This window comes from Spirulina major PCC 6313 (assembly GCF_001890765.1).
Lineage (GTDB): Bacteria > Cyanobacteriota > Cyanobacteriia > Cyanobacteriales > Spirulinaceae > Spirulina > Spirulina major.
In genome coordinates this window covers 758,405-779,097 of the sequence record NZ_KV878783.1, presented here as the reverse complement: position 1 = coordinate 779,097, position 20,693 = coordinate 758,405, and the positions used below count along the sequence as shown (strand labels likewise).

Sequence of the window (20,693 nt, the reverse complement as noted above, 5' to 3'; positions counted from 1 at the left end):
GGGATTCAGCACACCCCCTAGAATGGAAGGATAGTAACTACTGCATAAAACCTGAGTGAACACCTCCGCCCGAGCCTCGCTGAACCGTACCGAAATTTTTCCATTTCCCCTTGATCCCTTCCAGGTTGATGCCCTTGATGCCTTGGATACGGGGTCATCTGTGGTGGTGTCTGTGCCAACGGGATCAGGTAAAACCCTGGTGGGGGAATATGCAATTCATCGGGCCATTTCACGCAACCGACGGGTTTTCTACACCACACCATTGAAGGCCCTGTCTAATCAAAAATTCCGGGATTTTTGCGAACTGTTCGGCGCGGACCAGGTGGGGATCTTAACCGGGGACACCTCGATTAACCGCGATGCCAGTGTTTTGGTGATGACCACCGAAATTTTTCGGAATATGCTCTACGGTACGCCCATCGGTCAGGTGGGCACATCGCTGGCCAATGTGGAAGCGGTGGTGTTGGATGAATGCCACTATATGAACGACAGCCAGCGGGGGACGGTGTGGGAAGAATCAATCATTTACTGTCCGCCGCAGATGCAGATTGTGGCACTGTCAGCGACGATCGCCAATGCCGCCGAACTGACGGAATGGATTAGCCAAGTCCATGGGCCGACGCGCTTAATTCATTCGGATTTTCGCCCGGTTCCCCTTGAATTCCACTTCAGCACTGTGAAGGGGCTGTTTCCGCTCCTCAATGAAACTAGCACACGGGTGAATAAACGCCTGCTGCCGAAGGGCAAGCCCCGCCGCCTCCGCCGTGAAGACTGTCCGACGATTCGCCAAACGGTGGCCCAATTGCGCGATCGCGATATGCTCCCGGCGATCTTTTTTATCTTCAGTCGGCGCGGTTGCGATAGTGCGATCGCTCAAGTCTCTGACTATACACTGCTCACCGCCGATGAAACTGCCGAACTGAAAGACCGCGTTACAGCCTTTGTCTCGGAAAATCCGAGCGCCGCCCGCACCAACCAAGTGGAACCCCTGATGCGCGGCATCGCCTCCCACCATGCGGGCGTGTTGCCCGCTTGGAAAGGCTTGGTAGAGGAACTTTTTCAAGATGGGCTGGTGAAGGTGGTGTTTGCTACGGAAACCCTCGCCGCCGGGATCAATATGCCCGCCCGTACCACGGTGATCTCCGCCATTTCCAAACGCAGCGATAATGGTCATCGGCTGTTGCGGGCGGCGGAGTTCCTGCAAATGGCGGGCCGGGCCGGGCGACGGGGGATGGATGAACAGGGTTACGTGGTAACGGTACAGACCCGGTTTGAGGGGGCTAAGGATGCCGCCGATCTCGCCCTCAAATCCGCTGAACCCTTGGTGAGTCAATTTACGCCCACCTATGGCATGGTGTTGAATTTATTGCAAACCCATTCTGTGCCCCAGGTGAAAAGCCTCTTGGAGCGGAGTTTTGCCCAGTATGCCGCTTCGTTGAAGTTAGCGCCGGATAAGCAAGCGATCGCAGAACTCACCACCGACCTCGCCAAACTGGACGTGGAACTCGCCCCCATCCCCGTCCCCCAGATTGAAGACTACGAAAAACTTCGCCAACGGGCCAAAGAGGAACGCCGTCTCTTAAAAATTCTCCGCGAGCAAGCGATCGAAACTCGCCAGCAAGATATTACCCAACGGTTGCCCAAACTACCCCTCGGCAGCATTTTCTACCTCAAAGGTAAGCATGTCTCCGTGGCGCAACCCCTGCCGGTGCTCCTCGTTGCCCAACTCTCCGGCCGGGGCAAAGTCCCCTATTACCTCTGTTTAACCGAAGGGAACGATTGGACTGTGGTGGCGAGTCAGGATGTGATCGGGGTGGGAGATACGGCGATCGCTCAGACCCTGCTCGATATGCTCGACCCGCCCTTTGATTTACCGCGCAAATTGGGGCAATACTATCCCGGTGATGACCTCAGTGCCTCGGTAGCGGAGGCGATTCCGATTACCCCCTTTAGCCTCGATGATGCGCCGGAAGTGGTGGAGCAGAGCGATCGCCTCGCCGCCGTTCAATCCCAACTGGATACCCACCCCCTCCGCCAATGGGGCAAACCCGGCCAACTGGTGAAACGCCATAACCTACGGATTCAACTGCAACGGCGATTGCGCGATCGTCAAGCCCAATACAAAGAACACCAAACCCAACATTGGCGCGACTTCTCCAACCTCGTCAAAGTCCTCCGCGAATTCGATGCCCTGATCGAATACGACCCCACCGAAATCGGCCAAGCCGCCGCCGCCATTCGCGGCGATAACGAACTCTGGCTCGGCCTCGCCCTGATGTCCGGCTACCTCGATCCCCTCGGCCCCCCGGAACTCGCCGCCGCTGTCTATAGCCTGATCAGCGAACCCCCCCGCCCCGATAGCTGGACAAACTACGCCCCCCCGGAATCAGTGCTCGTGGCCCTGGCCAACTTGCTCCCCCTCCGTAAAGAGTTGATCAAAGTGCAGCACCGCTACAAAGTCGCCCTTCCCGTCTGGCTCGAAGACGAAACCCTTAATATCATCGGCGTGATGGAACAATGGGCCCTCGGTGTGACCTGGGAAACCCTGGGCGACAATTGCAGTTTTGATGAGGGTGATTTGGTGCGAATGTTACGGCGTACCGTAGACTTTCTGTCCCAAATTCCCCACGTCCCCGGCCTCTCCGACACTATCCGCCAAAATGCCCGCCGCGCCGTCGATCTAATGCGCCGCTTCCCCATTGATGTGGGCATTTAACCCATGCCCAGCACCCAGAGAAACAATCTGACTTTTCACCGCAACGCCGGCAAGGGAGGTTAAAGCAAAAATCTCCCCTTCATGCCAAAGAGTGAGTGTGTCACACTCACTCTTTTCTGTTCAGGATGATCTTAAACCCAAGCACCCGGACGGGGTGAGCGATCGCCCTTAATGGGCATCCTGTAATTCGTAAAAATCGGGAGAAATATAGTCCTTGCGCAGGGGCCAACCGATCCAATCTTCCGGCATCAATAACCGTTTCAAATTGGGATGGCCATCGTAGACAATACCGTACATATCGTAGGTTTCCCGCTCTTGCCAGTCCGCCGCCTTCCAAATCCAGTAAACCGAAGGCACATGGGGATTGTCGCGGGGCACGAACACCTTAACCCGAATTTCTTCGGTACTTTCGGCATCGTCACTGACTTTCACCAAATGGTAAAAACTGACGAGTTCTTTACCGGGGCCTAGATCATAACCCCCTTGACATTGCAAATAGTTGAACCCGTAAGCTCGAAGCGCGGTGCAGATGGGCAGGAGCACCTTCGCCTCCACTTGGATCATCTCAATGCCGAGGTGATCCGGTTCGAGCAAACCATGGTCAAAGCCATTCTCGGTGAGCCATGATGATGCCGGGCCGGCCACAAGGGCGGTGGATTCTTCTTCCGGGGCGTTGTTGGGAGTGTTGTCTTCAGCCACGATCAACCTCTTCTTTCACATCTTGACGGGTGGGGGCAATGGGCAGCCCGTAGGCTTCGGTGAGTTCTTTGGTAGGGGCTTGGCGATCGGGCGATCGCAAATATTCCCCAGTCAAAATCGGCTCCGTCACCTTCATGTTGTGGGTCGTGCAGTAATATTCATGCTGCTGCTCTAGCACCGTGGCCCGCTCTTGGATCGACTCATTGGCCACCTTTTTGCGCAGCTTTACGATCGCATCCATAATCGCTTCCGGGCGCGGCGGACAACCGGGAATATAAACATCCACCGGAATCAACTTATCCACACCCCGCACCGCACTGGGCGAATCCACACTGAACATTCCGCCGGTAATCGTGCAGGCTCCCATAGCGATCACATACTTCGGTTCGGGCATTTCTTCGTAGAGCCGCACCAAGGCCGGGGCCATTTTCATCGTAATCGTGCCGGCGGTAATCAAAAGATCCGCCTGCCGGGGACTCGAACGCGGCACCAGACCAAAACGGTCAAAGTCAAACCGAGAGCCGATCATCGCGGCAAACTCGATAAAACAACAAGCCGTCCCGTAGAGTAAGGGCCAGAGGCTGGATAGTTTCGCCCAGTTGTAGAGGTCATCTACGGTGGTGAGGACGATATTTTCCGATAAGTCTTGGGTAACCCCGGTGCGGGCCACCGGATTTAAGATTTTTTCAACGTTTTGCTGTTCGATTGATTCTAAATTCATGACCACTCTAACGCTCCTTTACGCCATGCATACACCAAGGCAACAACCAAAATTGCGATGAAGATGAGGGCTTCTATAAAGGCTAGCAAACCCAATTGACTAAAGGCGACGGCCCACGGGTAGAGAAACACGGTTTCAACATCGAAGACCACAAACACAAGGGCGAACATATAGTACCGGATGTTGAATTGAATCCATGCTCCGCCGATAGGCTCCATTCCCGATTCGTAGGTGGTGCGCCGCTCTGGCCCGCCGGTACGAGGGCGCAAGATTTTCGACGCAATCAGCGACAAGATCGGAACGGAACTGGCGATCAGGAGAAAGCCTAAAAAATATTCGTAACCACTGAGGTGAAACACTTGGATTTCCCTATAATGCTGCGCTTAACAAGGCCTAATTATAGAACTTCATGCCGATCGTCGGGTTGATCTAAAGATCATAACTGGCAGAACGGGGCGCGGTCTGGGTCGCATCCTAGCCGCGCTGGCTTTCAAACAGAGACCGGGGCAAAATGACCGGTTCTAGGGTCTCATCGTCGAGTTCCCAGAGTTCCCAGCCTATTTTGAGACGGGGGGTAAGCTGCTCAGAACCGAAGCCAATGGCGGCTTTGCGTGTTGTCCAGGTTTTCGCGGTGGCTTGGGCGGCGCAGAAGCGGGGTTCTTCCGTCTTCCAATTTTTATGAATAAATCCTAAACCGGCAACTTTGATCAAGTAACTCGCCATCATCATTCCTTGTAATCAGGTTGATAAGAAATTGCGTTAAATCTGAAGCATCAGAAAGAATTAGTCAATCCACTCCTAAGCTTTGCTTAAACCATCAGTAAGCGGGGGCCGACATACCAGCCATAGGTGTCGCTCTCCGGATCTTGATCCACCTCTAGGCAACTCTCGGCCCCATCGACATGGAGACGGACGAGATAGTCCCCCGGTTTGACGTTTTTGATCGGAATGTCCACAACGGTAGCGATCGCATCTCGGGCCGAGGCTTCAAAAAGGTAGGTCGCCGGATCATTCGTAGACCACTCATGGAGCGAGAGGGTCACCCGCTGCTCAGGGAGCATCGGGAGATTGCTCTCCACGGTGACCGTGCCGTTACGCCCTCGCCGGGCTGTGCCGGTGAGTTGCCCCACCTCCAGGTGTTGCACCGTGGGACGGAGGACGAAAGGGGTGGTGTTGGATTCGACGCGGGGGGCGGGTTTGCCATTGTCGGCCTTGGCTTGGCGATAGACCACTTGGAGGCTTTGAATGCCGGCGCGGAGTTGATCCGTGGGCAGGGTGGCGAGGTTGAGGAGGAGTTGATCGGCGCTCTGTTCGGTGGGGGCGGCTTCGATCGCGCCGATGCGGATGAAGGTGTCGGGGCCGTTGAGATGTTGGCCGCGGATGCGGAGGGTGCTGCTGGTTTCGATCGGGTAGAAGCGACCGCGATCGCTGATTACCTCCGTGATTTGCGGTTGACCGGCGAGGGGGGACGTGCCGCCGTATTGGCGATCGCTCACCGGTAGCGGTGCTTCCCCCGTGGCTTCTCCTTCGATCATCGCCACCGTTGCTTTGTAGGCCACCGATAGACAATAGGGCGTTTGGAAAAACACCGACCAGACTTTTGACAGTTCATCGAGGGTCAAATTCAGGGGCGCGAAGGCAATTTCGGCAAACTGTTCGGAGAGGTCAGAATTGCTGAGATAGTCCAGGTTGGCATCTTCGAGGGTGTCGTGAATCAGGTCTCGCGAAATGATTTTGTAGTCCGTGAGGGTGCGGATCACGCTTCCTAAAAGGCGTTGGGGTTCGAGTTCGGCATCGTTACCGTAGCAGCTAATCATGTAATGCATATCGACGGCGGTCCGCGATCGCACTGCCCCCTCGCCCCGACGATTGCGGCGCTGAATTTCCGCACTGTTGCCCCACATATAGTTCATCGGCACATGGTAGAGGAAAATATTCACCCCCGTGGTCGGGGTGGCCGTGCCGATACTGTCCGGGCGTAGTGTCGTGACCCGTGCCCCACTGACATCAGCTTGAATGGTGGATTGAATAATCCGTTGGAGGGTGGCGGTAACAGTGGCGATCGCAAGATGATTACTCATGAAGAGAAAAGGTATTCGGATTCAGGCTAGGGGGAATTGGGCGCGAACGAGACCCAAGTCAATATTTCTTTGCATCAGGGGCGATCCCTAGGGTTTTACCAATCCTAAGCGTAAAGCCTTAACAATGGCTTGGGTACGGCTCGACACCCCTAATTTTTCAAAAATCGAAGTTAAATGGGCTTTCACCGTCGCCACCGTCACGAACAGATGACGGGCGATCTGGGTATTCGGCTCTCCCTGCACCAGCCAATACAGCACATCCTGCTCGCGCTCGGTTAAATGCAAGGACTTCACCAAGGGCAGGGATTGACTGGCGAGGTCTTGAAAACGGCGAAAAAAACAGGTGGCCACGTCAGGAGCCAAGTAGATTTTACCCGCTAACACCGTGGCGATCGCCGCTGGCAGTTGCTCCGTGACGGCCTCTTTAAACACATAGCCCTTCGCCCCACTTTGCATCGCCAGAAAAATCCATTGATCATCCTGATGGGCCGAGAGCACCAACACATCCCCCGCGTAGGCCTGTTCCTTCAGGTGTAACAGAGCATCCAAACCATTCAGGTGGGGTAACTCCATATCCAGCAGGATCATGTCGGGCTTGCGGGTTTGGATCAGGTCTAACCCCTGTTCGACGGAATCCGCTTCGCCCACCACCTGCACCCTCACCACTGCATCAGAGTGAGACAGACTGAAAAACCGGCGCAGGCCCTGCCGAAACAGCGGCTCATCGTCAATCAACACCACAGAGACCGATTCAGCACTTGTATTCAAAGGCAAAACTCCCCTAACACGCCCAACGTTCCTTGAGCCGGTGGATGGGGGAGGGTGATCTGGAATGCTGCGCCGCCGTGGGGACGATTCTCGACGCGAATCGTGCCGTGGTGTTCGCGGATGATATCGGCGGCGATCGCTAGCCCTAACCCCGTTCCCCCTGACCGTTGGGAATAGAACGGCTCGAAAATATGGGGCAACACCGTCGGCGCAATGCCGGGCCCTTGATCGGCGATCGCAATCTGCACCCAATCCCCCGCCACATCCCCCCGACAGGACACCGTCCCCCCCACCGGGCTAAACTCCAGGGCATTGGTCACGACAATTTCCAACACCTGTTTTAATTTCCACGGATCAACCCAAATCCACAGGGGCTGTGGGGCGATCGCTAACTCCACCCGCCGCTCGGTTAACCGAGGCAATAACATCGTTTCTAAATCCGCGAACACCTGCTGTAGATTCGTCGCCATCAAGTGCAGCGATTGCGGCCCATGCAAATCCAGTAATTTCTTGAGATTATCACTCAATTCCGTCGCTGTGATCCGAATCACATCAGCCTGGGCTTGAAGGGTTTCATCCGCTAACCCCAATTTGAGATTTTCCGCATAGAGGCGAATCAGCGCTAGGGGGCTGCGCAGTTGATGTTTGCCCCGTTGGAGGGTTTGCTGGAGAATGTCGAGGCGTTGTTGTTGCTGGGCGAGGGTCTGGGTAGCTTGGGCGTAGTGACAGAGGAGGCTAAGGAGTTGTTCAATGTAGTGGGTTTGATTGCTCGATAGCCGTTTTTCGCACCACAGGGCCGCATAGTGGGGCGTTGCACTCTCACTGGGCAAGGGGTAATGGTACAAGATGCCGAGGTCGGCGGGTTCGGTGATGTGACACACCGTGGGGGTGAGGTGGTGATGGCGGGAGGCCAAGGGGCGAAGCATGGTGGTGAAGTGACTGGGTTCACCCCGGCTGACTTGGTGGCAATCCTGTTGGAGGTGGTGGAGGTGTTGGGGGCTGTAGTGGGGGTGTTGGGGGTTGCTGTGGCAGAGGGGGGCAGCGTTGGGGCGATCGCTGACCCACCAGATCGCGATCGCTCGCGTCGCCAGCAACATTGAATCTAAGGTTTGGTGTGCCACGGCCTCTAGGGCGGAGAGAGGCGGCGATGGCAGTGGCTCCGAAACAGAGGGTTGGGCTGAGAACATGACGAGGCGCAGGTGAGGGGCCTTGGCCGCGGACTCTGCGTGCCTATCGATTCAGACTTCTATGATAACCGCCGATTTCTGGGATGCGAATGATTCTGGGGGTTTGAGGTTGTCCTGCTGACGCGATCGCTGCGACCCCCCCAGACCCAAAAAAGAGCAAACTAAACCAAGTTGGGGGTTTGGGGGCGGTGCGATCGCCACCAGCCCCATCCCACCGCCGCCCAATTGCTCACCACACAGGTCAGCCCCAACGCTGCCAAAACAAACGTTACCGGCGTGACCACCCCAATCATGAACCAAGTGGACACATGCAGAAAAAGAATCATCGCCAACCCCGTTCCCACCGTTGCCGTAGTGCAGAGGGTAGCGATCGGTTTTTGCCAATACAGCAAGACCAAGGTGTAGATGGCGACCAACAGCACGCAGGGAATCAAGACAGCACAGATTGCGCCGCAGTGCATCCGGGAAAACTCGCTTAATGCTGTGAATAGGTTAATGGCTAACACGCGCTTATCTAGAAAATCGTGACTGAACTGCTCATATCCTATCGCTTGAGCCGAACACACGAGTGCAAACATTTCAAAGTATGAACAAATCTGACCGATTGGGGTCAAAACAGCCATTCAAGGGAAATGCCGACCCGACTATCTTTTTCGTAGCGAGAATTTTGTTTTTCGAGATCGGTGGCGAGTCTGAGGTGAGGCGCGATCGCATATCCCAAGGACAGGCTGGTAATCCCCACTTCCGCCGCCGTTCCCACCGAGACGAAACTTTGCTGTAGGGCAAGATCTGCCGCTCCCGTGCGGGACAGGGCAAACTGGACTTTAATTCCCAAATTGATCCCATCGGTTTGTTGACCCTCGGTGGTGATGTGACGATAGCCCACCACGGGAGCGACATTGAAATAGTCCCCCAAGGGGCGGAGATAGTAGCGCAAATCGCCGCCCCAGGTGGCGCGATCGCCGCTCCAGGTGCCTTGATACCCCGCGCTCACCGTGGCGGCACTGTCCCCTAAAAACAGATCTTCAACGCCTCCGTGCCACCCCCCCTGCCCCGCCGTCGAGGGAAAATTTGAGTAACCCAAACGCACCCGGGATCGAAAACTCGGATCATGGCGAATGTCTTTCCCCACATCGGGAACAGCCTCTAGCCAACGCTGGAGGACGGGGCTTTCTTCCACCACGTCCGGATCGAGGTTTACCGCTTCTGGGGTCAGGGGTTGGGCCCGGAGGGCCGGGGTCAATCCCAGGGTAAATAGTGACGCAAAACCAATGCAGAGATACCAGGACTGACGCATAGAACAGGATAAAAAAAGGATAGTAACGTTTGCAAGGAACGCCGCGACGGAACCGGATCGGCCCTTAGGGATCGTCGCCAAAACACCAAGCGATCGCCCCCAAACCCAGCAGCCCGATTGCCCACCACCCCACTGTTCCTAACCCACGAAAGAGCGCCAACGCTTGCACCGACACAACACCGGAAATCAGCCAATTCAAACCGATGAGTAGGAACGTGGCGATCAGTACAGGCATGGGGGGCTTTCTCAACTCTAGACTTGAATGTACACCAGTTTTAGAGCCATTGAATTCGTTTTGTACTTCCCTGCGAGCGAATGGAGAGCCAGGGTGTGGCAGCTTCAGGACTGGCTGATTGTCGGGTGACTCTGCCTCGATTCGCCTTTAAGCTAAGGGTATTCACCCAGCTACAGAATCAACACGTCAGATTGCGATCGCAGCTAGAAGCCTAACTTGCATTGCTGGGATTGAGGAGGTTAACACCATGGTATCGATCCGACAGTACTATCCCTTATTCCTGTCTTTAGTCATCAGCTTAGGAGCTAGCCCCGGCTTCGCCCAAGAGGCTAACTTTGGAGAATTAGCGGTTGCCCGTGGTTTTGATCGTGCCAAGGCAACGGTCATGGGCACCACCGGCGGCGCGATCCAACTTGCTGATCTAGCAGCCCAACGGGGAGGTAATGCCACGCCCCCCGCCTGCCAAGCCACCGACATTTATGCCAGCGAAACCCCTGACCACATCCTGAGCGTGCATCCCAGTATCGAAACTCTCCGCTTGGCGGTGAACAACGGTGGCAAGCCGACGATTTTGATGGTGCAAGACCCCAGCGGGGCGATCCACTGTAGTGCGATCGGGCGCGGCTTTAATGAAGATGCGGTGTTGCAAGGCTTAGACTGGACGGCTGGGGACTATCACATCTGGGTGGGGTCTGATGTTCCGGGGCGACAATATCGCCTCTCGGCCCGGGAATAAGCCCCATTGACTGCACTTCACCCTGAATCATCGCTGGGATTGCCGACCCACCGATCAAGATAGGGCAGACGATTTGTCAAGCCCTATCTTTGCCATAGCTGAACCGCTAAGATCAAGCCCATATCAAACCTAAATAGTTATTAGGGGGTGTTTCCGGTGTCATCCTCACCGTTACCATTGATCGGTTGGCGTGAATATTTGACGTTGCCCGCTTTGGAGATTGATCCGATTAAGGCCAAAATTGATACCGGCGCGAGATCATCGGCGCTCCATGCCTTTGATATTGAAAAAATCGAGCGGGACGGGATTGTTTTGATGCAATTCAAAGTGCATCCTCAGCAGCGTTCGACGGCCCTAACCATCCAGGCGGAAGCACCTCTTCTCGACCAACGCACGGTTAAAAGTTCCGGGGGTCATGCCCAACTGCGCCCGGTGGTGAAAACCTTGGTAACGGTGGGTGAGCAAACTTGGCCCATTGAACTGACGTTAACGAGTCGGGATCAGATGGGGTTTCGGATGTTGTTGGGTCGAGAAGCGATTCGCCGGCGGTTTTGGGTTGATCCGGGGCGATCGTATTTGCAGCGATCGCACCCCTAGCCCCGCGTTGCTGAATCCTGCGAACGTCCCGGCAATTCTGTCGAGGACGTTCAAACCTACCCCGCAATGGGTAGATAATTAACCTAACCCTGTTCTGTCTCCACTGAATCATGAAAATCGCGATCCTTTCTCAAGATTCTTCTCTGTATTCCACCCGTCGGCTCCGGGAAGCAGCGGAAGAACGGGGGCATGAGATCCGGGTGGTGAACTATCTGCGTTGCTACATGAACATCACCTCCCACAATCCCACCATTGTCTACAACGGTAAGACTTTGGAAAATTTTGATGCGATTATTCCGCGCATTGGGGCATCGCGGACGTTCTATGGGACGGCGGTGGTGCGACAGTTTGAGGTGATGGGGGTGTTTAGTGCCAATGAATCCCAGGCGATTTCGCGATCGCGGGATAAGCTACGCTGCCTTCAGATTCTCGCCCGTGAAGGTATCGGCCTGCCCGTAACCGGCTTCGCCCATGCCACAGAAGACATTGACGGCCTGATTGATACGGTGGGGGGTGCGCCCTTGGTGATTAAACTCCTCGAAGGGACGCAGGGCCTAGGGGTAGTGTTGGCGGAAACGAAACCGGCGGCGCGATCGGTGATTGAAGCCTTTCGCGGCCTCGAAGCCAATATTTTAGTGCAGGAATATATCAAGGAAGCCAAGGGCGCGGATTTGCGCTGTTTTGTGGTGGGGGGCAAAGTGGTGGCCGCGATGAAACGCCAGGGGCCGCCGGGAGAATTTCGCTCTAATCTCCATCGGGGCGGCTCGGCAGCGGGGGTGAAGCTCACGCCGGAGGAGCGGAGTACGGCGGTGCGGTCGGCGAAGGCGATGGGCCTCCGGGTGGCGGGGGTGGATTTGTTGCGATCGCACCATGGCCCGGTGGTGATGGAGGTGAATTCCTCCCCTGGATTGGAGGGCATCGAGCGGGCGACGGGGGTTGATGTGGCGGGTAAGATTATTGAATTTATCGCCAAGAATGCTAAAAATACCGGAACCCGCGATCGGATTCAGTTTTAGACCGCTATTGGCATGATTTTCGTGATCAGAGCGTCAGCGCAAGGGGCTTCAGCCCCCTGTCTGGGTTGTGTTCGGTTGTTTAGGGTTTAAGGATTGCGCCAAAGTCAGCGAGGACACGGGCATGGTTGCGAATCAAACCGAGGAGATTGAGGCGATTATTTTGCACATCGGGATCTTCGGCCATCACCAAAACGCTGTCGTCACCATCGAAAAAGCGGGTGACATGGGGGGAAATGGCGGCGAGACCGTCTACAAGGCGTTGATAGTCCCGTTCGGCGATCGCTTGTTGGGTTTGGGGGAGCAATTTACAGAGGGTTTGGAAGAGTTCCCGTTCCGACTCTTGTTCAAAGAGGTGGGATTGAATGACCTCGTAGGGGTTGAGTTCGTCCGTGGGGAGTGACCCTTTGGCGGCGAGGCGGGTGGAACGGTTGACGGTTTCGTAAAGTAGTTCTAGGGTTCGATTTTTGCGCAGGGACTGGAGGAAGCAGGCGCGATCGCGTAGATCACACAGATTTTGCAACGCTCGCACTTCATAGTCGGGGTCGTCTTCCCCTAACACCGCATTCACCAAGTCATACTCAATCCCTAACTCGTCTTGGAGTAGTGTCCGCGCCCGTTGGATGAAAAAGCTCTGGAGGGCGAGGAACGGCGATTCGTACTCGGCATGGGCACTGACAAAGGCAGCGGCAAACTGTTCGAGCAGGTCAAGCAGATTAATCTCCAAATTCGCCGCCCAAATCACATTAATCACCGCATTGGCCGCCCGCCGCAGGGCAAAGGGATCAGACGACCCCGTGGGAATCATCCCCAAGCCAAAAATACTCACCAAGGAATCGAGGCGATCGGCAATGCCCACCACTTGCCCCGCCAGGGTTTGGGGCAGATCGTCATCGGCTCCCCGTGGTAGGTAATGTTCAAAAATCGCCTGGGCCACCTCGTCCGATTCCCCACTGATGCGGGCGTATTTTTCCCCCATAATGCCCTGAAGTTCCGGGAATTCGTAGACCATCTGGGAAACGAGGTCGGCTTTGCAGAGGAGGGCGGCGCGTTCGATGGTGGCGGCGAGGTCGGGCGGTAGATTGAGTTGCTGGCTGATTTCGGCGGTGAGGTCAAGGATGCGATCGACTTTCACCTGCATTGATCCTAAATCGGCTTGGAAGGTGATGGTTTCCAGTTGGGGGAGGTTGGCTTCGAGGGGTTCATCACAGTCGGCATCGTAGAAGAATTTACCGTCTGCGAGGCGGGCACGGATGACGCGGGCATTGCCAGCGGCGATGATGTCGGCTTTTTGGGGGTCACCGTTGGCGATGGTGATGAAGTGGGGCAAGAGTGCGCCGTTGTTGTCTTGGATGGGGAAATAGCGTTGATGGGTGACCATGACGGTGGTGATCACTTCTGAGGGGAGGGCGAGGTATTCGGCTTCAAAGGTGCCGACGACGGCGTGGGGGGCTTCGACGAGGTTCACCACTTCCGCGAGGAGGTCGTCGGAGATGATGGCGCGGCCGTTGACGCTTTGGGCGGCTTGGTGAATTTGGTCGAGAATGTGCGATCGCCGCGCTTCGGGATCAACGACAACAGCGGCGGCGGCCAGGGTGTCGCGATAACTGATCGGATCGGCGAGTTTAACAGGTTCAGGATGAAGGACGCGATGGCCCTGGGAGATGCGATCGCTGACGATCCGATCCGATCCACTGGTCAGGGTCACGGGTAACACGGCCTCATCCCAGAGGGTCACGAGCCAGCGAATCGGCCGGGGAAACCGCAGTTCACCATCGCCCCATCGCATAAAACGCCGCCCTTCTAAACCCGTAATCCACTGCTGCACTAAGTCCGGCAGGAGTGCGGCGGCGGGTTGCCCCAAATGGTGTTTGGTGACAAAGATAAATTCCCCTTTGGGCGTGTCGCGAATCACAAAATCATCAACACTGATGCCCTGCTTCTTGGCGAAGCCGGTGGCGGCGGGGGTGGGTTGACCGTCTTTAAATGCGGCTTTGACGGGGGGGCCTTTAAGCTCTTCGCTGCGGTCGGGTTGTTGGGCCGGCACATCGGTTAAGACCACGGCGAGGCGGCGGGGCGTGGCGTAGATCGCGCAGTGCTGCGGGCTGAGGCTGGCGGCGCTGAGACTGGCAGGAATAAGGGTTTGCCATTGGGCGATCGCACTGGCAACAAAATCAGCCGGTAGTTCTTCTGTCCCGACTTCGAGTAAAAAATTCGGCATAACAATTCACATCAGTCACAGCGTTAATCCAGAGGCGCACGCCTCCCAACCCATTGTTGCATCTGTCGGGAACGCGCGATCGCTTTCCCCTAGGGAAGCAGTTGCCAAATAATATCCCCATCAACCCGGTTTCGACTTCGCTCAACCTACCAATTGCCGAGCGTTGAGCGAAGTCGAAACGCGATCTACGGGTCACTTAATTATTGAGCGAGTCCCTAGGGACGGTTTAAACTCGGCCAATCTTGACCCAGTTGGATCGTCAGATCCGAACTTAATTCGCCGGTACTTTCGACGCGCACTTCCCCAATGCCGAGGGCCAATTGCAATTGCATTGCCAGTTGTTCATCCCCTTGCTGGGCAATGATTCGGGTGGTAGCTAGGGGTTCATGCCAGCGATCGCCCATAAAAAAGTTGCCGTAGCCTTGCGATCGTAACCGGTCTTGCACCGTAGCGATCGCCGCATCGCTGCCCGTACTGTCTTGGATCGCCACCCGCACCGACCCTGGGTCACGCAGATCGCCCAGGCTATAGCCTTGGTCAAAGTGAGTTGCCACCATCTGCTGAATCCCCCGCTCGTTGGGAACCCAATAACTCACCCCCTGCTCCCCCGTGCCATTAAACGACCCCGGCAGCATCAACATCTGCACATCATCCCGCTTCGTATTGGCCGCAAATCCCGCCAGCGCCGCCAATTCTTCCACACTCAAATTCGTATCAATACTTTCCTTAACCACATTGAACAGCTTCGGCAACTTCAGCAGCGTTTGGGGACGCAACGCCTGTTCAATCACCGCCCGGATTAACACCTGTTGCCGCTGCACCCGGCCAATATCGCCATATTTGTCGTAGCGAAACCGCAAAAACTGCATCGCCTTTTCGCCGTCGAGATGCTGTTCACCTTCCTTGAGGTCAATGTAGAGGTGTTGGCTGTGGTCGGTATACTTCATATCCTTGGGGACGTACACCGTCACACCGCCCAGGGCATCGATCAGTTTTTCCACCCCCTGCACATTGATCCGCAGATAGCGATCGATAGGAACACCGTCGAGGGTGCGGCTCACGGTGCGGGCGGTTAAGGCCGCGCCGCCGTAATGGTTGGCCGCGTTGATTTTCATTTCGCCGTAGCCCTCGATATACACTTGGGTGTCGCGGGGAATGGAAAGGGCAGCGAGGCGAAACCGTTCCGGATCGAAGCGGATCAGCAGCATCGTGTCGGCTAATCCATCGAAGGAATCCACGAGGGCGTGATAGCCAAGATCTTCACGGGGGGAGCCTTCGAGGTCGGAGGTGAGGACTTTTGTGCCGAGAATGAGGAGATTGACAGGGCGGGTGAGTTTGGGAAAGCTGAGGCTGTCGTAGGTGATGGCCTGGTCGTCGGAGAAGATCGAGGCATCGTCTGAGGAGAGGAGCACGCGCCGCAGGGGGGTAGCAGAGAGGGAAATCGCTAACAGTGCGCCCGCGATCGCCGACACCATCCCGATTCCGGTCAACCCCAACCAAATCCACAGCCAACGCGGTTTTGAGGAAGCCTTGCCCCGGCTTTTCTTCCGATACTGGGCGGAAGCTGTGGGTTTACGAGTGGGTTGCGGTCGGAGGTTACTTTGTTTGGCCACAGATTTCTTCACGGCTGAGCGAGGAAGTTCCTCAGTAATCTAAACTGACAAGATGAGTCTTAGCAACGTTTTAATTCACACACAAATGCAGTCTTTCCGTGGAAAACGCTAAAAATGACCTCTTTAATTATCCGTTGAAAGGGGTCATTTTGAGGGGTTAACGGCTGTTGGTGGAATGATCCGAGGGGTACTTAAAGAGGCGCTGGGCAGCGGGACTCAACCCCGGAATGCGGAGCGATCGCCGTTGCCAAACGCGCACCATTAACCCCACACAGGTTAAGACGTAGAGACTCGTTAAGGTTCCATCAAAAAACAAGAGGCGAAACCGAAACACCGTATCCGCCGCCTGGGCAATCCCCAACCCGGTCACCGCCGACGCACCAATCCACAGCCCCAAGAGTAGCAAGGCTAAACGACTCGTCGCTTTTTGCTGCGGAGAACTCTGGGGATGGATCAAAAACCACAGTGCCGGCAGCGACCCTAACACCGGCACGAGGGTGAAAAACAGTTGAAGGCGTTGGCGGGGTTGCTCGTAGAATGGATCAGGCGTAGCCATGGTGCGATCGCCTCACGAAAAACGACGTGATTTGTGTCCATCCTAATCCTATTTTGCTGGAGTTCCCATGCAATTGAACGCCGATCTGCGTCAACGTGCCTGCCTCGATACCCACAGCCTTCCCTGGATTGATTCCCCCGCCCCCGGCGTGCAGCGTCGGATGCTCGACCGCGACGGCGGCGAAATCGCCCGCGCCACGAGCCTCGTCAAGTTCGCCCCCCACCGCAGCTTTCCCGCCCATACCCACGGCGGCGGCGAAGAATTTTTCGTCCTTGACGGGGTCTTTTCTGATGAATTTGGCGACTTTGGCCCCGGCTCCTACCTGCGCAATCCCGTCGGCTCGCGCCACAGGCCCCACACCAACCCCGGCACGACGATTTTCGTCAAACTCTGCCAAATGCACCCCGACGATCAAACCCCCGTGCGCATCGATACCCACAAGGCTCAATGGCAACCGGGTCTAGTGCCTGGATTGAGCGTGCTACCACTCCATCAATACGGCACGGAACAGGTGGCGTTGGTGCGGTGGGAGCCGGGAACCCAGTTCAACGCCCATACCCATTGGGGCGGCGAAGAAATTTTTGTGATTGAGGGGGTGTTTGCCGATGAATTGGGGGACTATCCTGCCGGAACATGGCTCCGAAATCCCGCTGGGAGCCGCCACTGTCCCTACAGCACGACGGGCTGCACGATCTATGTCAAGGTGGGCCATTTACCGGGCTAGGCAGATGGGGGGAGATTGTGCGATCGCATCTGACCGGGCTTGGTATAATGAAAGACCACAATCCCGACCGACTTACCGGACATAAAACTTAACACGGCCCGTAGATTTCGCAATTGTCGGTCACAATCCCTCAACGTTATAGATAGTTCTAATCGATTCGTCCTATGGTTCAGACCCCCATCAACCCCACGCCCAAAGCCCCCTCCAAGCTCGAAGGCATCAAAGAACGCAGCAACCAACTCCGGGAACCCCTCGCCACCGAACTCCTCGAAGACACCACCCACTTCACCGAAGCTGCGGTTCAACTCCTCAAATTTCACGGCTCCTACCAACAGGACAACCGCGACAACCGCGTCAAGGGTCAAGAGAAAGACTATCAAATGATGCTCCGCACCCGCAGCCCCGGTGGTTTCATCCCCCCGGAACTGTACCTCACCCTCGATCGCCTCTCGGATCAATACGGCAACCACACCCTCCGCACCACCACCCGCCAAGGATTTCAACTTCATGGCGTGCTCAAACGCAACCTCAAAACGGTGATTAGTGACGTGGTGCGTAGCATGGGGTCTACCCTAGGGGCTTGTGGGGATTTGAACCGCAATGTGATGGCCCCACCTGCACCCTATAAAAATCAGGCGGCCTATGGCTATGCCTGGGAATACGCCGATAAAATTGCCGATTTACTTACCCCCCAAACGGGAGCCTATTACGAAATTTGGCTCGATGGGGAACGGGTGATCAGTGCCGAAGAAGCCCCCGAAGTGAAGGAATCGCGGGCGAAAAATACCCATAACACCAATTTCACCCAGTCTGAAGAACCGATCTACGGCACGCACTATATGCCCCGCAAATTTAAATGCGTGGTGACAGTGCCGGGGGATAATTCCATTGATCTCTACACCCATGACTTGGGACTGGTGGTGATCACCGATGAGCACGGAGAATTACAAGGCTTTAATGTTTATGCCGGGGGCGGCATGGGGCGCACCCATAACAAGGAGGAAACCTTTGCGCGGATGGCGGATGAATTGGGCTATGTGGCCAAAGCGGATGTGTTTGATCTGGTCAAGGCCGTGGTGGCGACCCAGCGGGACTACGGCGATCGCCACAATCGCCGCCATGCCCGGATGAAATACCTGCTCCATGATTGGGGGGTGGCGAAGTTCAAAGCCCAAGTGGAACAGTATTTCGGCAACGCGATCGCCCCAGCAAAACCGCTCCCCGCCTGGCAGTATTTTGATTACCTCGGTTGGCATGAGCAGGGGGACGGCAAGCTCTTTTTTGGGCTGTCGATCGAAAATGGTCGGGTCAAGGATGAGGGCAACTTTCAACTCAAAGCCGCCCTTCGCACCGTGATCGAAGAGTTTCACTTACCGATGCGGTTAACGGCGAACCATAATGTGATCCTGTACGAAATCGACCCGGCGCACCGCGATCGCATTACCGCCATTTTGAAACAGCACGGCATTGTCACCGATCCCGATGCGATCGCGCCCCTGCACCGTACCGCCATGGCTTGCCCGGCCCTGCCCCTCTGTGGTCTTGCGATTACTGAATCTGAACGCATCCTCCCCAGCATCATCGATCGCATCCAAGCCCTGCTCAAAACCCTGAAACTGGGCAAGGAAACCTTTGTAATTCGGATGACGGGCTGTCCCAATGGTTGCGCTCGTCCCTATATGGCGGAATTGGGGTTTGTGGGCAGTGGCCCCGAAGCCTACCAAATTTGGCTCGGCGGCAGCCCCAATCAAACCACCTTGGCGCGACCCTACGCCGAAAAAGTCCCCGATCGCGACCTGGAAACCTGCCTCGAACCGCTGTTCGTCTGTTTCCGGGAGCAGCGTCAAGGGGCGGAAAGTTTTGGGGAATTTTGCGATCGCATCGGGTTCGATGCCCTGCGAGACTTTGCCTCCACCTATGAACCCCGAAAAACGGGCCGCCGCATCCGCTACCGGGTCGGCATCCATGACGACATCTACGCCAAACTCAAAACCAAAGCCGAAACCACCAACATTTCCATGACCCAATTGGTGGCCGACGCGCTTAATGCCTACCTCGATTAAGCAGCGAGATGTTCCAGGGGATGAATTGCATCCCCTCCCACAGCCACAGACAAGGCGGCTTTAACCCCTTGTCTTTTTTTGCTTTTGAGGGCCGGACGGGTTGATTTTATTCGGGCAATTGCAAGCGGCCATCGAGGGTAATCACCAAGGGAGAACCGGGAAAATCAGCCGCCGTTAACCGCCGAATCAGGGCGATGCTTTCGCTGCGGGTGGAGCGTTGGGGAATGCCGCTAGGTGAGATTAAGACGGGGTAAATTTGACCCCGTTGGAATGTGCCGTCTTCATCCACTTCCACCTCTAGCACGAGGGAATAGGCGAGTTGGGCTTGGGTGGAGAGGGTACGATAGCCGACGAAGTTGCCGAGGGAATAGGCGATCAGGCGGCCGTTGTAGAGTTCGATGGCGCGGGGGACGTGGGGGCCGTGGCCGAGGACGAGATCCGCGCCTGCGTCCACCATCTGCCGAGAAAAGTCCACCACATTGCCGCGATTTTCGCCGTAGAAGTATTCCGTTTGGTTACGGGTGGTCATCGCCCTCGTGCCCTCTGCGCCGCCATGGTAGGAGACGACGACAAAATCTGCGTTTTCTTGGGCGGTGCGGACGAGCGATCGCGCACTCCCGATCGCCAACATCGTGTTATGTTCACGCCCATAGCTGAAACCAATCCAGCCGATCGTCACCCCTTCCACATCGGTATAGACAATCTCGCCTTTATCGCCCACCGCCGCCATGCCCGCCGCTTCGATGTGGGCGATCGTGTCTTGAAAACCCTGAGTCCCAAAATCCAGGGAGTGGTTATTGGCCACACTGAGGACATCAAACCCCACATCCCGCAGCAGTTGGGCATATTCGGGGGGATTCCGAAAGGCGAACACATTGGGGCGGCTGACATCTTTGCGGGAATGGGGCGATCGCGTCAACGTACTTTCAAAATTCCCAAAGGTGACATCCGCCCCCTGCAAAATCGGGGCCATCGCTTCAAACAACACCTGGGGCTGCGGATGGAGGCGATTATTGGGAAAATTCGTGCCGGGCACAATGTCCCCCACGGCCCGAATCCGAATCCGGGTCGGCTCCACTTCGTTCACAGGACTGGGGACGGGACTCGGTTCCGGGGTGGGGCTGGGTTCTGGGGTTGGAGTCGGTTCAGGACTCGGTTCAGGATCGGGGCCCACATCTAGCGGGGGGGTGGGGTCTAAGGTGGGAGCGAGATCGTCGCTGGGGATGGGATCTGCGGGGACGATGAGCGTATCCGCGAGGAGAATGTTTGGGTTGGCGATGTCTTGGCGATCGCCGTACCCCACCCCCACCAAAAAACTCGCACTACAGAGCAACATCCGCAGCATGATCTTATTGCCCACTGTCAACTCATCAGACCAGGTTTGGACAGCCCGCCAATGGTCTTGGCTCCGTTGAGTCACCTCGGTCAGAATTGCAACTAACGCTGATCGATTAACAAACACAATA

20 protein-coding genes are annotated in these 20,693 nt (G+C 56.1%); 6 read left to right on the top strand and 14 right to left on the bottom strand.

Features of this window, described 5'->3' with window-relative positions:
* Positions 1 to 55: 55 nt before the first annotated feature.
* A complete protein-coding gene (locus tag SPI6313_RS03525; RefSeq protein ID WP_072619746.1) occupies positions 56 to 2,716 on the top strand; it encodes a DEAD/DEAH box helicase in 2,661 nt (886 codons plus the stop codon).
* A gap of 168 nt (positions 2,717 to 2,884) precedes the next feature.
* Here SPI6313_RS03525 and SPI6313_RS03520 read toward each other — a convergent pair whose 3' ends face one another.
* The 10 genes from SPI6313_RS03520 to SPI6313_RS23290 all read right to left on the bottom strand — a co-directional run bounded on the left by SPI6313_RS03520 (position 2,885) and on the right by SPI6313_RS23290 (position 9,704).
* The gene (locus SPI6313_RS03520; protein ID WP_072622986.1) at positions 2,885 to 3,415 is read right to left on the bottom strand and encodes an NAD(P)H-quinone oxidoreductase subunit J; all 531 of its coding nucleotides are present in this window, start codon (positions 3,413 to 3,415) and stop codon (positions 2,885 to 2,887) included.
* Positions 3,408 to 4,136, bottom strand: coding sequence for an NADH dehydrogenase subunit K (locus SPI6313_RS03515; protein ID WP_072619745.1), 729 nt, complete (start codon positions 4,134 to 4,136; stop codon positions 3,408 to 3,410). The genes SPI6313_RS03520 and SPI6313_RS03515 overlap by 8 nt, the downstream gene beginning before the upstream one ends.
* The gene (gene ndhC / locus SPI6313_RS03510; protein WP_072619744.1) at positions 4,133 to 4,495 is read right to left on the bottom strand and encodes a photosynthetic/respiratory NAD(P)H-quinone oxidoreductase subunit C; all 363 of its coding nucleotides are present in this window, start codon (positions 4,493 to 4,495) and stop codon (positions 4,133 to 4,135) included. Before ndhC ends, SPI6313_RS03515 begins: the two co-directional genes overlap by 4 nt.
* Positions 4,496 to 4,610: 115 nt before the next feature.
* A complete protein-coding gene (locus SPI6313_RS03505) occupies positions 4,611 to 4,865 on the bottom strand; it encodes a hypothetical protein (protein ID WP_072619743.1) in 255 nt (84 codons plus the stop codon).
* An 80-nt stretch (positions 4,866 to 4,945) separates the two neighbouring features.
* Positions 4,946 to 6,217 carry a Pvc16 family protein gene (locus tag SPI6313_RS03500; protein ID WP_072619742.1) on the bottom strand — a complete coding sequence of 424 codons (1,272 nt, stop codon included), beginning with the start codon at positions 6,215 to 6,217 and terminating at the stop codon, positions 4,946 to 4,948.
* Positions 6,218 to 6,304: 87 nt separating this feature from the next.
* Positions 6,305 to 6,985, bottom strand: a complete 681-nt coding sequence (locus tag SPI6313_RS03495; protein WP_072619741.1) for a response regulator — start codon at positions 6,983 to 6,985, stop codon at positions 6,305 to 6,307.
* Entirely contained in the window at positions 6,982 to 8,172 is a 1,191-nt protein-coding gene (locus SPI6313_RS03490) for a sensor histidine kinase (RefSeq protein ID WP_084668876.1), read from the bottom strand. Before SPI6313_RS03490 ends, SPI6313_RS03495 begins: the two co-directional genes overlap by 4 nt.
* Before the next feature lie 161 nt (positions 8,173 to 8,333).
* Positions 8,334 to 8,678, bottom strand: a complete 345-nt coding sequence (locus SPI6313_RS03485; RefSeq protein ID WP_217650491.1) for a hypothetical protein — start codon at positions 8,676 to 8,678, stop codon at positions 8,334 to 8,336.
* A gap of 104 nt (positions 8,679 to 8,782) precedes the next feature.
* Entirely contained in the window at positions 8,783 to 9,469 is a 687-nt protein-coding gene (locus tag SPI6313_RS03480) for a hypothetical protein (protein ID WP_072619739.1), read from the bottom strand.
* Between the two features lie 64 nt (positions 9,470 to 9,533).
* Positions 9,534 to 9,704, bottom strand: a complete 171-nt coding sequence (locus SPI6313_RS23290) for a hypothetical protein (RefSeq protein WP_175551055.1) — start codon at positions 9,702 to 9,704, stop codon at positions 9,534 to 9,536.
* 247 nt (positions 9,705 to 9,951) lie between these two features.
* Here SPI6313_RS23290 and SPI6313_RS03475 point away from each other — a divergent pair, with 247 nt between their 5' ends.
* From SPI6313_RS03475 to rimK, 3 genes are all read left to right on the top strand, one after another.
* On the top strand, positions 9,952 to 10,440 hold the full coding sequence (locus tag SPI6313_RS03475; protein WP_072619738.1) for a hypothetical protein: 489 nt from the start codon (positions 9,952 to 9,954) through the stop codon (positions 10,438 to 10,440).
* 156 nt (positions 10,441 to 10,596) lie between these two features.
* Positions 10,597 to 11,037: an ATP-dependent zinc protease family protein gene (locus SPI6313_RS03470; protein WP_245788570.1), complete on the top strand. Its 441-nt coding sequence runs from the start codon at positions 10,597 to 10,599 to the stop codon at positions 11,035 to 11,037.
* Between the two features lie 110 nt (positions 11,038 to 11,147).
* The gene (rimK, locus tag SPI6313_RS03465) at positions 11,148 to 12,053 is read left to right on the top strand and encodes a 30S ribosomal protein S6--L-glutamate ligase (RefSeq protein WP_072619736.1); all 906 of its coding nucleotides are present in this window, start codon (positions 11,148 to 11,150) and stop codon (positions 12,051 to 12,053) included.
* A gap of 79 nt (positions 12,054 to 12,132) precedes the next feature.
* Here rimK and glyS read toward each other — a convergent pair whose 3' ends face one another.
* From glyS to SPI6313_RS03450, 3 genes are all read right to left on the bottom strand, one after another.
* Positions 12,133 to 14,271: a glycine--tRNA ligase subunit beta gene (gene glyS / locus SPI6313_RS03460; RefSeq protein WP_072619735.1), complete on the bottom strand. Its 2,139-nt coding sequence runs from the start codon at positions 14,269 to 14,271 to the stop codon at positions 12,133 to 12,135.
* 215 nt (positions 14,272 to 14,486) lie between these two features.
* Positions 14,487 to 15,896, bottom strand: coding sequence for an LCP family protein (locus SPI6313_RS03455; RefSeq protein ID WP_072619734.1), 1,410 nt, complete (start codon positions 15,894 to 15,896; stop codon positions 14,487 to 14,489).
* A 145-nt stretch (positions 15,897 to 16,041) separates the two neighbouring features.
* On the bottom strand, positions 16,042 to 16,440 hold the full coding sequence (locus tag SPI6313_RS03450) for a hypothetical protein (RefSeq protein WP_072619733.1): 399 nt from the start codon (positions 16,438 to 16,440) through the stop codon (positions 16,042 to 16,044).
* Positions 16,441 to 16,507: 67 nt separating this feature from the next.
* On the opposite strand from SPI6313_RS03450, the gene SPI6313_RS03445 reads away from it, so the two are divergent.
* Together SPI6313_RS03445 and sir are read left to right on the top strand one after the other, a co-directional pair.
* Complete coding sequence (locus SPI6313_RS03445; RefSeq protein ID WP_072619732.1) at positions 16,508 to 17,164, top strand: cupin domain-containing protein; 657 nt, start codon at positions 16,508 to 16,510, stop codon at positions 17,162 to 17,164.
* Between the two features lie 164 nt (positions 17,165 to 17,328).
* The gene (gene sir / locus SPI6313_RS03440) at positions 17,329 to 19,227 is read left to right on the top strand and encodes a sulfite reductase, ferredoxin dependent (protein ID WP_072619731.1); all 1,899 of its coding nucleotides are present in this window, start codon (positions 17,329 to 17,331) and stop codon (positions 19,225 to 19,227) included.
* Positions 19,228 to 19,333: 106 nt separating this feature from the next.
* On the opposite strand, the gene SPI6313_RS03435 is transcribed toward sir, so the two are convergent.
* Complete coding sequence (locus SPI6313_RS03435; protein ID WP_217650490.1) at positions 19,334 to 20,689, bottom strand: CapA family protein; 1,356 nt, start codon at positions 20,687 to 20,689, stop codon at positions 19,334 to 19,336.
* Positions 20,690 to 20,693: the final 4 nt, after the last annotated feature.

What these genes read in the sequence shown, in the direction of transcription:
- sir (WP_072619731.1), top strand. Translation starts at nt 17,329, where the DNA reads ATGGTTCAGACCCCCATCAACCCCACGCCCAAAGCCCCCTCCAAGCTC.
- SPI6313_RS03505 (WP_072619743.1), bottom strand. Translation starts at nt 4,865, where the DNA reads ATGATGATGGCGAGTTACTTGATCAAAGTTGCCGGTTTAGGATTTATT.
- glyS (WP_072619735.1), bottom strand. Translation starts at nt 14,271, where the DNA reads ATGCCGAATTTTTTACTCGAAGTCGGGACAGAAGAACTACCGGCTGAT.
- SPI6313_RS03450 (WP_072619733.1), bottom strand. Translation starts at nt 16,440, where the DNA reads ATGGCTACGCCTGATCCATTCTACGAGCAACCCCGCCAACGCCTTCAA.
- SPI6313_RS03475 (WP_072619738.1), top strand. Translation starts at nt 9,952, where the DNA reads ATGGTATCGATCCGACAGTACTATCCCTTATTCCTGTCTTTAGTCATC.
- SPI6313_RS03480 (WP_072619739.1), bottom strand. Translation starts at nt 9,469, where the DNA reads ATGCGTCAGTCCTGGTATCTCTGCATTGGTTTTGCGTCACTATTTACC.
- rimK (WP_072619736.1), top strand. Translation starts at nt 11,148, where the DNA reads ATGAAAATCGCGATCCTTTCTCAAGATTCTTCTCTGTATTCCACCCGT.
- SPI6313_RS03515 (WP_072619745.1), bottom strand. Translation starts at nt 4,136, where the DNA reads ATGAATTTAGAATCAATCGAACAGCAAAACGTTGAAAAAATCTTAAAT.
- SPI6313_RS03490 (WP_084668876.1), bottom strand. Translation starts at nt 8,172, where the DNA reads ATGTTCTCAGCCCAACCCTCTGTTTCGGAGCCACTGCCATCGCCGCCT.
- SPI6313_RS03500 (WP_072619742.1), bottom strand. Translation starts at nt 6,217, where the DNA reads ATGAGTAATCATCTTGCGATCGCCACTGTTACCGCCACCCTCCAACGG.
- SPI6313_RS23290 (WP_175551055.1), bottom strand. Translation starts at nt 9,704, where the DNA reads ATGCCTGTACTGATCGCCACGTTCCTACTCATCGGTTTGAATTGGCTG.
- SPI6313_RS03445 (WP_072619732.1), top strand. Translation starts at nt 16,508, where the DNA reads ATGCAATTGAACGCCGATCTGCGTCAACGTGCCTGCCTCGATACCCAC.